We start from the raw sequence: 13,235 nt of genomic DNA on the forward strand, positions 1-13,235 counted from the left end.
TTGGCTGAAAGCAGTATAGGCATAATTATTTTATTAATGAGTTATTCTTATATGAATCTTTTACATAAGATATATGTAAAAGGCGCACTTCAATAACCAGGTGGAATTAAATCTTTATTTAATATTACTCTGTAATTGGCTCGTGGAGTTTACGTAACTGATTTATCTTTTTGCTTTTCATTAATTTTCATCTGTGAATAGCGGCGAGTAGCCACCATTGCCGCAATGCATATAGGCGGCTACACGCCGGCGAACGTCATTAATTGAGTAAGGGATTATTAAGGGCGCCCGCGTACACCGATTAACTTGCCTGATAATTAAAAACTGTAGGTGCCCTGCGCCAGGATGAAGTTCATGTTTTTCAGCCCGGCATGCTGCTGCAGGCTGTGGCCGACGTCGAAGTAGACATAGGCCACCTTGAACTGGAGATCGCTGCGCGGCGTCCAGATGGTTTCGACCTGATACTGATTGCCGATAAAGCGCGAGCCCTGCGCGCTGCCCTTCACCGGGCGCATCGGCCCGAGGTAGAAGGCATCCTCGCGGCGTTGCCGCCACAACGCGTCCCAGCTGAAGTCGATGGCCAGGGTTTGCCACGGCGTAATCGTGACCGAAGGATGAATGGCGATCAGGTTAGCCGGCGCCACCAGCCCGTTTTCGGTCAGGTAGGGCAGCTTGGGGTACATGGCGTTAAAGGTATTGAGCTGCCCATCGTGACCGTTTTTATCGCCGCTGGCGATGCCAATCTTGCCGCCAAAGCGCGGCTGCCAGCGCCAGTCGCTCATCCTATACCCGGCGTGCGCCGACGCCGACCAGGCGCGGATGTCGCGCTGTTCTGCGCTGCCGAACTGCCAGGCGGCCTCGTTGTCCCAGTCGAATCCCTGCGCCGCGCCGAAAATGCGCGCGCCGACGGTATAGCGCCGCTCTTGCCCGCTGAGCTGCGCGTAGTGGGCATCGCTATCCTCAAAGCCGAAGGTGTAGAGATCGAGCGAGGATGCCAGCGCTGCCAGCGGCGTGGTGCCGTACAGCCCCCACACCTTTTGGCTGTTGTCGGTATCGTCGTCGAAACTGCCGGTTTTGAGGGTGACGGGGTGGCCGATAAAGGCGTCGAGGCGGTTTTTATCCTTGGCCCAGCTGGCGCGGATGGCGTCGAAAGAACGGCGCACGTTGGGGCCGTCGCGGGTGCCCATCAGGTGCAGCGAACCCAGCGCAATCTCCTGGCGGCCGGCCCGCAGGGTGCCGAGGCCGTAGGCGGTGGGTAGTTTTAAGTCCACATAGCCCTGGCCGAGATAGGCATGATCTTCGTCGGTCGGCTTGCGCCCGCGATCGCGCGGCGTGGCCAGCGACGATCCCAACTGCACATAGGCGCCAAAGTCGTCGCCATAGTCGAGGCGCGCGCCAATCAGCAGGCGCTGCATGAAGGTGTCGTCGCGTCCGCCGCTCAGATCGCGTTGATCCGTCCATTCATAGCGCTCGCGCAGTGAACCGTCGAAAGACAGGGTGGCCGCATCACCCAACGGAATGTTTTTCCAGGGTGAAGTGACGGGTTCCGCCGCCAGAGTGGGGAGCGTGGAGAACAGCAACAGTGCGGGAAGCGTGCGTTTCATCATGGATATCCGAAGAAAAAAGCGCGCCGCAGCGCGCCTTGGGTTTATTTAGCCGTCTGGTGAATTTCGGCGATGTAGCCGCCGGGGAAACGCACCAGCGCCGAGGCGCGGCGTTCCGCCGCCGTCGAACGCCACAGCACCTGCGCGCCGCTGGCCGTCGCTTTGGCCAGCGTGGCCGGCAGATCGTCGACGCCATAGCCGGTGCGCTCATGGCCGAACGGATAAGGCAGATGCCCGTCGGTGACGAAAATGCGCGTTTTGCCGAAGCGCGAGTCCAGTTCGATCTGGCGGATCTTGCCGTTGTCGCTGCGGCCGATCGTCGTATCGCTGACCTGTTCGTCGCTCATCACCGTGGCGTGCGAGAACGCCTGGTAGCTTTTCAGGAAATCGTCGACGCGGTAGGCGGAGAGATACAGGCGGTTTTCCGGCACGCTCAGCAGCGGCTTGTAGTTGGGCGCCTTGGTGTGCCAATAGAGCTGCATGTTGACGCCGCCGGGCCACTGGATCACCGCGTCGCGGCCGATCGGATCGTCGAAAGGCGCAACCTGCACATCGGCGCCGGCGGCCCTGGCCTGGCGGATGGCGGCATCCATATCCCTGACCAGAAAACCGTTGCGCTCGGCGCCGAATGGGTGCGGGATCGGCGTTTTGAAATCGAACACCGAGAAGCTGCCGGCCGGCGTCAGTATCAGCTGGGAGTAGGTTTTGCTCGGCGTGGGCGTGACGTTGACCAGCACGCGTTCGGTGCTGGTGCCGCCGAAGGTTTTCAGGATGCTGTCGACAAAGGCATCCATTTTGCCGCGTTCGACGTAGACATGGGTGGTGTCATATTGCGGCCCCACGGCGAGAGACGCCGTATCGGCCGCCCATGATACGGCAGGGACCAGCAGCGCAAGGGCTGATATCCTCAGCCGACGAGAAGAAATACCGATAATATTTTGCATGATGACCTCCAGGTAGCGGTTATTTTCCTGAGTGAAGCGTGATTTCCTGTGAGCTTTCCCGTCGGCTGAAAAATAAAAACTAAAAACGCAATGCGCGTCGTGAAACATTAAATAAGGGCGAAATTCTGGCGCCTAAGCGAATATCGCGCAGGTGCAGAACCTCTCTTTTTATTGGCATAAAAACGGTGGGGTGCCTTTGCCGGCTAAGCCCGCTGTCGCTAAGGAACGGCGAGGGTCATAAGGCCCGCCTCGCCGCGCGCTGAGGCGAATCGAAGATAATCCATAACGGTGTTCTCCTGGATGGGATATATCGCATTAGCCAGCTGAGTTTACGGTCTTCATTGCCGTCTAAATATAAATACAGCATTAAAAGAATTGCCGCCCATCAAATTTTTATATGACTTGTTGAGTAAATACGAATAAGCGGGTAAAGAGAATATCGCGGCGCCAGCTATGGCTCGCCGAAGCAGGCCGTTGAGGGGGCTTACGCCAGGTTTGGGCGATCGTCGTAAGGGTTATTGATGTTCTTAGCGGGAAGGAGCAGCGCGAAGATCAGCATTACATAGGGTGTGAAGCAGAACCATGTCAGGCACCAACCACCGGAGTAACCCGCATCATGCAAACGGCGCACATTGGCTGCTAGCATGGGGAGTAAAAACGCCGCAAGCGCGAAAATGGAAATTTCATTCACCTTGCTGGCGATAACGGCGAGATAAAACAGAAACCAAACGTGCTGGCACAAAAGCAGCATTGAGTAAGGCCCACGGCTTTCGCGGCCTGAGTAGGTGAAGGTCTTTTTGTAACAGTTGAGTAGACTATTCAGGATTCTCGATTGTTTAGACATTGCGTTCTGATTGTCCCGACTTGTTGACGAGCCATAGCGACAAACAGGTTAGAGCCAGAGAAATAAGCGCCGGGCCAGCAAAGTTAAACTGTTCAAGAGCAATTGCATCCATCGGGATTTTGTTAAGAGGTTCCAGGAACTTGCTCTTAAGCATCAAGATGAAGAGAAGGTAGACGAAGTGGATACCCACCCAAATGCTATAGATAACGGCATATCGTCTAAGAGATTTTGATTTTTTTGTCAGTACGATCTGCGTCAGGATGATGACGCCGCATAAAATGAAAATCCCGGCAACCTTGAACTGGGTAACAACCGTTGCTGTAACGTCAGAAACAAACAATGTTTTCCCGGAAAAGTAGAGCTTTGCCATAGGGAGGTGCAGAAAATAACCAATAAAACCATAAATGACTATCAGACTAATGAACAGCATCATTTTCTTCATTTTTTCAGCTCCTTGGCGCTGCTCAAGGATAACATCAAATTTTTCATTTCTAGTTCAGTACGGATCATTATCAGATTCTTGGTCGTCTTGTTGTATTTTGCCATTGCAGTAGGGGCTGATTGTCCACCGTTGCTCATAATGAATGAGACGTCTTTCCTGCCATAGAGCTTCATCTCTGAGATAGGATCTTGGCCATAAATGTATGGTGTGGGTACGTTAATCTTATAGGATTTCCCTAAAAAGTCGGGGAGAGGTGCTTTTGCTCCATCCAGAGGTGTTACTCTTGTTTCAAATCCGGCGAACTCCAGAGAATAGAGGGTGTTACCTCCTTGTTTGTCTCTACTGACCAAGTCGTTGCCCATCAGTAATTTAAATTTTTCCCAAATGCCGAGCTGTGTATAGTCGATCTTTCGCCCCTCCCAAAAAACCTCTTGTTCCTTACGCAATTGGTAGACGTAGCGCTGGATTTGTACAGCAGAAGGAGAGAAGTGTCCTATGGACGGGAGTCCATTCTTGCTGAAAATTTGTTCTTTAATGATAAATATTCCTGTTTCTCCGTAAACATTAATATCGTCCATGATTAATCCTATTTTATTGATTTTTAATATTTTTAAATTGTCTTTGTATGCATTTAATCGCCTAACCTATCATGGGGTTATAAAATTTATCAATCAGTTAGTCATTTTTATGTGTTGTGTCGTCGGTTTTTTACTCTTAAATAAAAAAAGCCCGCCAGGTTTACCGTGGCGGGCTTTGTGCTGTCGCTTAGTTACGCCAGATCGAAACGATCGAGGTTCATCACTTTGTTCCAGGCGGCGACGAAGTCGTGGGCGAACTTCTCCTGCGCGTCGGCGCTGCCGTAGACTTCGGCCAGCGCGCGCAGCTGCGCGTGTGAACCGAACACCAGATCGACGCGGGTGCCGGTCCATTTGACCGCGCCGCTGCGGCGATCGCGCCCTTCGAACAGGCCGTCCTCACCCACCGGGTGCCAGGTGGTGCCCATGTCGAGCAGGTTGACGAAGAAGTCGTTGGTCAGCGCCTGCGGCCGCTGGGTGAATACGCCGTGCGGCGTGCCGCCGACGTTGGCACCGAGTACCCGCAGCCCGCCGACCAGCACCGTCATTTCCGGCGCGGTCAGGGTCAGCAGCTGCGCCTTGTCGACCAGCAGCGTCTCGGCCGGCACGCGGTATTTGCCCTTCAGGAAGTTGCGGAAACCGTCGGCGAGCGGCTCCATCGCCTCGAAGGAGTCCACGTCGGTCTGCTCCTGCGAAGCGTCCATGCGGCCCGGCGCGAACGGCACCGTCAGGGCCAAACCGGCGTTCTTCGCCGCCTGTTCCACGCCCGCCGCGCCGGCCAGCACGATCAGATCCGCCAGCGAGACGCGCTTGCCGCCGGCCTGCGCATCATTGAAGGCGCGTTGGATGCTCTCCAGCTTGGCCAGCGTCGCGGCGAGCTGCGCAGGTTGGTTGACCGCCCAGTCTTTTTGCGGCGCCAGGCGAATGCGCGCGCCGTTGGCGCCGCCGCGTTTGTCGGAACCGCGGAAGCTCGAAGCGGAAGCCCAGGCGGTGGAGACCAGCGCCGATACCGGCAGGCCGGAAGCCAGCACGGCGTTTTTCAGCGCGGCGATGTCCTGCTCGTCGATCAGCGGATGATCGACCGCCGGGATCGGATCCTGCCAAATCAGCTCTTCCTGCGGCACTTCCGGGCCGAGGTAGCGAGGGCGCGGCCCCATATCGCGGTGGGTCAGCTTGAACCAGGCGCGGGCGAAGGCGTCGGCCAACTCTTCCGGATGCTCATAGAAGCGGCGCGAAATCTTCTCGTAGGCCGGATCGAAGCGCAGCGACAGGTCGGTGGTCAGCATGGTCGGGCGGCGTTTCTTGTTCGGATCGAAGGCGTCGGGAATGGTTTCACCGATGTCTTTCGCCACCCACTGGTGCGCGCCGGCCGGGCTTTGGCTTAGCTCCCATTCGTATTCGAACAGATGGCGGAAGAAATCGTGGTTCCACTGGGTTGGGGTGGTGGTCCAGGTGACTTCCAGGCCGCTGGTGATGGCGTCTTTGCCGACGCCGGTGCCGAAGGTGCTGTGCCAGCCGAGGCCCTGCGACTCCAGCCCGGCCGCTTCCGGATCGGCGCCGACGTTAGACGCCGGGCCGGCGCCGTGGGTCTTGCCGAAGGTGTGGCCGCCGGCGATCAGCGCCACGGTTTCTTCGTCGTTCATCGCCATGCGGGCGAAGGTTTCACGGATGTCGCGCGCGGCGGCCACCGGATCGGGGTTGCCGTCCGGGCCTTCCGGGTTGACGTAGATCAGGCCCATCTGCACCGCCGCCAGCGGGTTCTCCAGATCGCGGTCGCCCGAGTAGCGGCTGTTTGGCCCGCCGCTCAGCTCCAGCCAGATCTTCTCCGAGCCCCAGTAGACGTCGTCCGGCTCCCAGGTGTCGGCACGGCCGCCGGCGTAGCCGAAGGTTTTGAAGCCCATCGATTCCAGCGCCACGTTGCCGGTCAGGATAATCAGGTCGGCCCAGGAGATGTTGCGGCCGTATTTCTGTTTGATCGGCCACAGCAGGCGGCGCGCCTTGTCGAGGCTGACGTTGTCCGGCCAGCTGTTGAGCGGGGCGAAGCGCTGCTGGCCTTCGCCCGCGCCGCCGCGGCCGTCGCCGATGCGGTAGGTGCCGGCGCTGTGCCAGGCCATGCGGATGAACAGGCCGCCGTAGTGGCCGAAGTCCGCCGGCCACCATTCCTGCGAGTCGGTCATCAGGGCGTGCAGATCCTGTTTGACCGCCGCCAGATCGAGACTGTTGAAGGCGTCGGCGTAGTTGAAGTCTTTATCCATCGGATCGGACAGGGGGGAGTGCTGATGCAGCGGTTTCAGGCTGAGCTGATTGGGCCACCAATCCTGATTGGTGGGGCCGTTCTGCGGTGCGGGCTGTTTGCCGCCCGAAAACGGGCATTTGCTTTCAGTTGTCATAATGCGCTCTCTGCTTCCGTAAGGGTGCTCCAGCCGCCGGGCGTGGAGCGGTTAACAAGGCATGCGGGTAAGGCTTGCGTCGGGTGTTGCGCTAAATAACTGAACTCAATGGAATCACATCGCCCCGGCCGCTAACGGGCAAAGGGCGACTCATGGCTAAGCTTAGTCAGCGGCGGCGGAGAGATAAAATAGGAATGATTGAATACTGTGATAGCTTGCGGCGATTCATGGCTGTGTTATTGATAGTCAGCGCGGCGCTCTATCGGCGCCGCAGCATCACCTTGAGTACCGCGTCCGCCAGCCTGCCGAACGGCGCGCGCAGCAGATCGGTGAAGCGCCAGCGGCTTTGGATAAAGACGCCCTTGGCATGGCTCAGCGCCCGGAATCCTTCGATGCCGTGACAGGCCCCCATGCCGCTGGGGCCGATGCCGCCGAACGGCAGATCGTCCTGGGCAAAGTGCAGCAGGGTGGCGTTGACGCTGACGTTGCCGGAGGTGGTGCCCGCCAGCAGCCTGTCCTGCAGCGTGCCGCCTGGGCCAAAGTAGTACAGCGCCAGCGGGCGCGGCCCGGCGTTGATAACGTCGATCGTTTCATCAAAGGCGGCGTAGGTGCGCACCGGCAGCAGCGGCCCGAAGATTTCCTCTTGCATGATCCGGCTGTCGTCGGGGGCGCCGACGATCAGCGTGGGGGCGAGGGTTTTCGGCCGTTCCACCGCCGAGTCCGGGCGGTGGCCCACCGGAACGATCCGCGCGCCCCGCGCCTGGGCGTCGGTGAGCAGATCCTGCAAACGGTGGTAGTGCCTGTCGTTGATGATGGCGCCGTAGTCATGGCTCGTCGGCCCGTCGGGGTAAAACGCTTTGACCGCCGCGTCGTAGAGCGCGATGAAGTTTTCCACATCGTCCTGATGGATCAGCAGGAAATCGGGCGCGATGCAGGTTTGGCCCGCGTTCGACAGCTTGCCGAACGCCAGGCTGTTAACGGTTCTGGCGGTGAGCGCGCCGGGCGCCACGACGGCGGGGCTTTTGCCGCCCAGCTCGAGCGTCAAGGGCACCAGATTTTTACCGGCCGCCTGCATGACCTGACGGCCGATCGCCGTGCTGCCGGTGAACACCAGGTGATCGAACGCCAGCTCACTGAACCCGGCCCCGACGTCCGGCCCGCCGGTCACCACGGCGACCTCATCGGCGGGAAACAGCGCTGCCAGCATCGTTTCGATAAGCTGGCTGGTGCGCGGCGTGAGCTCCGAAGGTTTCAGCATCACGCGGTTGCCGGCGGCCAGGGCGGTGGCCAGCGGGATGAAGGTCAACGAAAACGGATAGTTCCACGGCGCCATGACGCCAATCACGCCCTTGGGTTGATACTGCACGTAGGCGCGCCCGGCCTGATACGGCAGGGCGACGTGGCGGCGTTCCGGCTGCATGAAGCGCTTCAGATTGCGCAGCAGGTAATCGATCGCCTGCACGGTGACCAGGATCTCCAGGATGTCGGTTTCGTAAGGCGAGCGGTGGCCGAAGTCTGCGCTGACGGCCGCCGTCAGCGCGTCGCGCTGGGCCAAAATGGCGCTCCGCAGGCGGCGCAGGGCGGCCTTGCGCTGAGCGATCGTCGGTGCGCCGTCGCGCAGGAAGGCATGACGTTGGGCGGCAAGCCGTTGCTCCATCGTCATGAGGATGTCATCTCCCTGCACTTGAATTCTCCTGATGCCGAGTTAAAGCGGGAATGCGGTTTGCCGAATCGTGTTTGACCTTAAAGTGAACTTTAAACCTATACTCGTTAAACGATCAACGCAAGATCGTCGGCCAACCGGGATGAGGGAGCCAGAGATCCCGGCGCCGCGCGCAGTATAAACCTTCTTTTTTAACCAAAGTGTAAATGGGAGAAACGACATGGGTTACGTAACGACCAGCGATGGCGTCGAGATTTTCTACAAGGATTGGGGCCCCAAAAACGGCAAGGTTATCTATTTTCACCACGGCTGGCCGCTGTCCAGCGATGACTGGGATGCCCAGATGCTGTTCTTCGTGAACAAAGGGTTCCGCGTGGTTGCGCACGATCGCCGCGGCCACGGCCGCTCCAGCCAGGTGTGGGAAGGGCACGACATGGACCACTACGCCGATGACGTCGCCGCGGTGGTAAAACACCTGGGCGTGCAGGGCGCGATGCACGTGGGCCACTCGACGGGCGGCGGCGAGGTGGTGCGCTATATCGTGCGCCACGGCGAGGACAAGGTATCCAAAGCGGTGCTGATCAGCGCGGTGCCGCCGCTGATGGTAAAAACCGACGCCAATCCGCAGGGCACCCCAAAATCGGTGTTCGATGATTTCCAGGCGCAGCTGGCCGCCAACCGGGCGCAGTTCTATTACGACGTGCCCGCCGGCCCGTTCTACGGCTATAACCGCCCGGGCGCCAAACCGTCGGAGGCGATTATCTGGAACTGGTGGCGCCAGGGCATGATGGGTGGCGCCAAGGCGCACTACGACGGCATCGTCGCCTTCTCGCAGACCGATTTCACCGAAGATCTCAAGAAGATCGCCATTCCGGTGCTGGTGATCCACGGCGACGACGATCAGGTAGTGCCTTATCAGGACTCCGGCGTGCTGTCGGCCAAGCTGGTGCAGAACGGCACGCTCAATACCTATAAGGGCGCGCCGCACGGCATCCCGACCACCCATGCCGATAAGGTCAACGCCGATCTGCTGGCGTTCGTGAACAGCTAAAGACTCAACGCGTCGCGAGCCTCGCCCTTCACCGGGCGGGGCTTTTTATTGGCTGAGGGAGAGCGGATCACCAGTGATAGCTGATGCCCATATCGAGCTTGTCCGAGGCATCGACGCCGGGCGTGTGCTGCGAAAGGTTATTGAATTCATAGTTAATAAACACCTGCATATTGCTGTTGAGTAACCAGGTGACCCCCAGCTCCTCATAGTTCAATAAGTCCATGTTCCGGCCTGCCCGGGTCTGTATCAAACGGGTATAGCCGATGTTGGGTTGGATGTGGTCCGTCAGCCGGTATTTGGCGAGCGCTTCATAACTTGACGCCGAACCGCGGTTAGCGGTTTGTTGCGGGCTGATGGCGTTGTCGCTTTGGGTGAACACGGCCGCAAGGTAGATTTTTTTCGACGCATAGAGAACCCCTTCGGCCAGCGTATCGATGCGCCGGCGATAGCCGGCGGCGCGTTGTTGCCGCTGCGTGGTTTGAGACGCCGAGGCGGCGGCGATGAGGCTGAGCGTCGGCGTCAGCGCATAACGGAAGGAGAGGCCGAATCCGTTGCCGTTTTGTTTGCCCGGCGTTTGCCGGTCGTCGCCGTCTTTGAACTGATATTGCAACGCGAGTGCGGCGCGCCGCTGAAACAGGCTGAAGGGGCGGCGGTAAGTGAGCAGGTTACGCGCCCGGCCGCGCATAAAATTGTCGATGTAGTTGTAGGCCATCTCTCTAAACAGCGGAGAGCGATCGGTCAGGGCGGTCACATCATAGAGCACGCCCCAATTGCGGCCGATATCGAGGCTGCCGAAGGTTGCGTTTTGCACCCCAATATAGGCGAGTCGGGTGCTGTTGCGAGTCGCGTCGGCGAAGCTGACGGTATATTCCCAGTGGGCGTAGGCCCGCCAGCGCGGCGCGATCTTTTTTTTGCCTATCAGGCCGAAATAGAGGTAGCTGCGGTCGCCGTCGTCGCGCGCGTTTTGGCCGCTGTAGCGTCTGGCGATAATCGTGCCGTAGAAATTCAGGCTGTTTTGCTGCGACCCCGTCAACGACACGGCGAAGGCGCCGCGTGGTAATAGGGCCAGCAGGGGGAAAAGCATGCCCGCCGAAAAATAACGCGGATTGCATTTTATCATGATGACACCGTCCCTGTGCGCGGCAAGCCCGTGAGCTTGCCGCCTCGGCGAAGCTTAAGCGTGCGTTTCGCGTTTAAAGTAGCTGACGATCCCCTGAGCGATCGCCGTGGCAATTTTATTGCGGAATGCGGGGGTGCCGAGCAGCCTTTCTTCCTCAGGGTTGGTGATGAAAGAGGTTTCCACCAACACGGAAGGAATATACGGGGATTTTAAGACCACGAAGGCCGCCTGTTCGGTATTTTTGGCATGCAGATGATGAATGGGCGCAATATGTTGAATCAGGTGCGAGCCCAGCGTCAGGCTTTCTTTGATCGTTTCCGTCTGCTCCAAATCAAACAGTATCTTCTGCAAATAGCGGTCTTTCTTGATGACGTTAGGGCCGGCGAGATCGTCCGCCGCGTTTTCACTGTTCGATAAGTATTTCGCCATCGCGCTGCTGGCGCCTTTATTGGAAAGCGCAAAGACCGAAGCACCGCAGGCGCTGGGGCAGGTAAAACCGTCGGCGTGGATGGACATGAAAAGATCCGCACCGTGCCGATGCGCGATCTCCACCCGATCGTAAAGCGGAATAAAAACGTCGCTGTCGCGCGTCAGGCGGGCATCGATGCCGTGTCGGTCGAGCTGTGCACGCACATTTTTGGCGATCGCCAGAACGACATGTTTTTCCAGCGAACCGGTGTGGCCAATGGCGCCGGAGTCGATGCCGCCATGACCGGGATCCAACATGACCAGGAATCTTTTTCGCGCCCCCTGAGGTTTGGGGCGCGGCAGGCCGTGGGCGTGAGCCAGCGGGGAAACGGTGCCGTTCAGCGCCAGGGCCGCCAGCCCTGCTAACATCATTCTGCGGCGAGATAACCGGGTGTTCAAAAGGTCCGTCTTAGCCATAAGGTTAACCAGCATAAAAGGAAAGGGTGTTTTTGTTATAACATAACAATTTCACGCACCAGCGGGGTTGTCTGTTAGCGGCTGTTACTTTTAATGTCATTCCTTAAATTCACTGGTTTTTTATACTGCATTTATTTTGTTTATTGAATATTCGTATTGCTATTAATTTGTTTTGTATTTGTTAATTCTTATTTTGACACACTATTTAATCTAATATTTCAAATGAGATTTATTCTCCTCTTTAATTGATATGTTATAACGTAATTACTAAAACGGATAAAAAATGGGGTCTTTGCCGCCGGCATGAAGTCACTCACGTTTTTGGAGCGTTAACATGACTTTTAAACACCAGGAAAAAGAGACATTAAATATATTCGCCGTTCTCGCCGTCTCGTTAAGCACGGTTATCGCCATGCTCGACAGTACCATCGCCAACGTGGCGCTGCCGGTGATCGCCAAAGATTTCGGCGTTTCCGAATCGGCCTCCATCATGATTATTAATGCCTACCAGTTTGCCGTCGTCGCCTCTTTGATGCCCTTCGCGGCGCTGGGTCGCGCGGTGGGCAATAAAAAAATCTTTATGGCCGGGGTGGTGCTGTTCGCTTTTTCATCATTGGGCTGCGCGCTGTCCACGACGCTGGAGATGCTGACGGCATTCAGGGTGATACAGGGCTTCGGCGCGGCGGCGGTGCTCAGCGTCAATGCGGCGCTGATCAAGGAGATATACCCGGAAAGGCTGCTTGGGCGCGGCCTGGGCATAAACGTGATGGTGGTGTCGGTTTCCGCCGCCGCCGGGCCATCCATCGCCTCGGCGATACTTTCTCAAACGAGCTGGAACTGGCTGTTTACCATTAATGTTCCCATCGCCTGCCTGTCGCTGCTGCTGAGCGTGATATTCCTGGGTTCCCGCGAGCGGCGCAGCGTTGGGTTCGACAGCGGGGGCGCCCTGTTGGTGTTTGTGCTGTTTATCGCTTTCTCGCTCAGCACCATGAGCATGACCACTCACCATCTGCCGGCGGCGGCGCTGAGCTTTGCGGTATTCGCCGGGCTGGCCGGGTTGCTGTACATCAATCAAAAAAGAAAGGCTGACGCCGCGCTGATCCCGATCGCGATGCTGCATAACCCGACGCTGTCATTGTCTTTGCTGATGTCGATGCTGTCCTACAGCACCCAGCTTTTGGCCTATGTTTCGCTGCCTTTTTATTTTCACAACGTTCTGCAAAGAAACGTGGTGGAAATCGGTCTGTTGCTGACCGCCTGGCCGCTGGCCACCATGGCGTCTTCGCTGATTTCCGGCGATTTGGCCAAGAAGTACGATCCCAATCTTGTTGCCCTCTCGGGCCTTGCCTGTCTGCTGGCAGGCATGCTGCTGATGGCCAATCTGCCGAGCGATCCGTCGAATGGGGCGATCGTATGGCGCGTGGCGCTGTGCGGCATCGGTTTCGGCCTGTTTCAATCACCGAACAACCTGTTGATCATGACGTCGGTCTCCCATGAAAACAGCAGCATCGCCAGCGGCCTGTTGGGCAGTTCCCGGCTGATTGGGCAAATCGTCGGTTCGGCGTTGGTGGCGATTTTCTTCAACATGCGGGGCGCGCAAGCGACGAATATCAGTTTAATGGCGGGGGCGGCATTCTCGTTTCTTTCTCTGGTCGTGAGCTATATGCGCTTCAAGTCCGCCGTTACGTTAAAAACCAGTAAATAGAAGCACGAGGTT

11 protein-coding genes are annotated in these 13,235 nt (G+C 57.7%); 2 read left to right on the plus strand and 9 right to left on the minus strand.

The genetic code is table 11. The annotated features are described in order from the left end of the window. Window positions 1-317: 317 nt before the first annotated feature. The 7 genes from ABTW55_RS17950 to ABTW55_RS17980 form a co-directional block, all read right to left on the minus strand. A complete protein-coding gene (locus ABTW55_RS17950) occupies window positions 318-1,604 on the minus strand; it encodes an alginate export family protein (protein WP_230199926.1) in 1,287 nt (428 codons plus the stop codon). A 44-nt stretch (window positions 1,605-1,648) separates the two neighbouring features. Continuing rightward, on the minus strand, window positions 1,649-2,446 hold the full coding sequence (locus ABTW55_RS17955; RefSeq protein WP_080431157.1) for a glyoxalase: 798 nt from the start codon (window positions 2,444-2,446) through the stop codon (window positions 1,649-1,651). Between the two features lie 586 nt (window positions 2,447-3,032). Next, a complete protein-coding gene (locus tag ABTW55_RS17960) occupies window positions 3,033-3,392 on the minus strand; it encodes a DUF805 domain-containing protein (RefSeq protein ID WP_060421788.1) in 360 nt (119 codons plus the stop codon). After that, on the minus strand, window positions 3,385-3,834 hold the full coding sequence (locus ABTW55_RS17965; protein WP_060421785.1) for a hypothetical protein: 450 nt from the start codon (window positions 3,832-3,834) through the stop codon (window positions 3,385-3,387). Before ABTW55_RS17965 ends, ABTW55_RS17960 begins: the two co-directional genes overlap by 8 nt. Further along, complete coding sequence (locus tag ABTW55_RS17970; protein WP_060421782.1) at window positions 3,831-4,412, minus strand: hypothetical protein; 582 nt, start codon at window positions 4,410-4,412, stop codon at window positions 3,831-3,833. The genes ABTW55_RS17965 and ABTW55_RS17970 overlap by 4 nt, the downstream gene beginning before the upstream one ends. A gap of 191 nt (window positions 4,413-4,603) precedes the next feature. Then, a complete protein-coding gene (gene katG / locus ABTW55_RS17975; protein ID WP_039565197.1) occupies window positions 4,604-6,799 on the minus strand; it encodes a catalase/peroxidase HPI in 2,196 nt (731 codons plus the stop codon). 259 nt (window positions 6,800-7,058) lie between these two features. Then, window positions 7,059-8,462, minus strand: coding sequence for a coniferyl aldehyde dehydrogenase (locus ABTW55_RS17980; RefSeq protein WP_060388020.1), 1,404 nt, complete (start codon window positions 8,460-8,462; stop codon window positions 7,059-7,061). Window positions 8,463-8,682: 220 nt separating this feature from the next. Between ABTW55_RS17980 and ABTW55_RS17985 the strand changes: the two genes are divergently transcribed. Beyond that, window positions 8,683-9,513 (plus strand): alpha/beta fold hydrolase, encoded by an 831-nt coding sequence (locus ABTW55_RS17985; RefSeq protein WP_060421778.1) that lies wholly within the window; start codon window positions 8,683-8,685, stop codon window positions 9,511-9,513. A gap of 67 nt (window positions 9,514-9,580) precedes the next feature. Here the strand turns inward: ABTW55_RS17985 and ABTW55_RS17990 are convergent, their stop codons facing one another. Together ABTW55_RS17990 and amiA are read right to left on the minus strand one after the other, a co-directional pair. Further along, window positions 9,581-10,633, minus strand: coding sequence for a porin (locus tag ABTW55_RS17990; protein WP_041035869.1), 1,053 nt, complete (start codon window positions 10,631-10,633; stop codon window positions 9,581-9,583). Between the two features lie 54 nt (window positions 10,634-10,687). After that, window positions 10,688-11,518 carry an N-acetylmuramoyl-L-alanine amidase AmiA gene (amiA, locus tag ABTW55_RS17995; RefSeq protein ID WP_319864462.1) on the minus strand — a complete coding sequence of 277 codons (831 nt, stop codon included), beginning with the start codon at window positions 11,516-11,518 and terminating at the stop codon, window positions 10,688-10,690. Between the two features lie 334 nt (window positions 11,519-11,852). On the opposite strand from amiA, the gene ABTW55_RS18000 reads away from it, so the two are divergent. After that, on the plus strand, window positions 11,853-13,223 hold the full coding sequence (locus ABTW55_RS18000) for an MFS transporter (protein ID WP_033654931.1): 1,371 nt from the start codon (window positions 11,853-11,855) through the stop codon (window positions 13,221-13,223). Window positions 13,224-13,235 lie beyond the last annotated feature (12 nt).

The sequence above is a fragment of the Serratia sp. SM04 genome, assembly GCF_040280225.1.
Lineage (GTDB): Bacteria > Pseudomonadota > Gammaproteobacteria > Enterobacterales > Enterobacteriaceae > Serratia > Serratia sarumanii.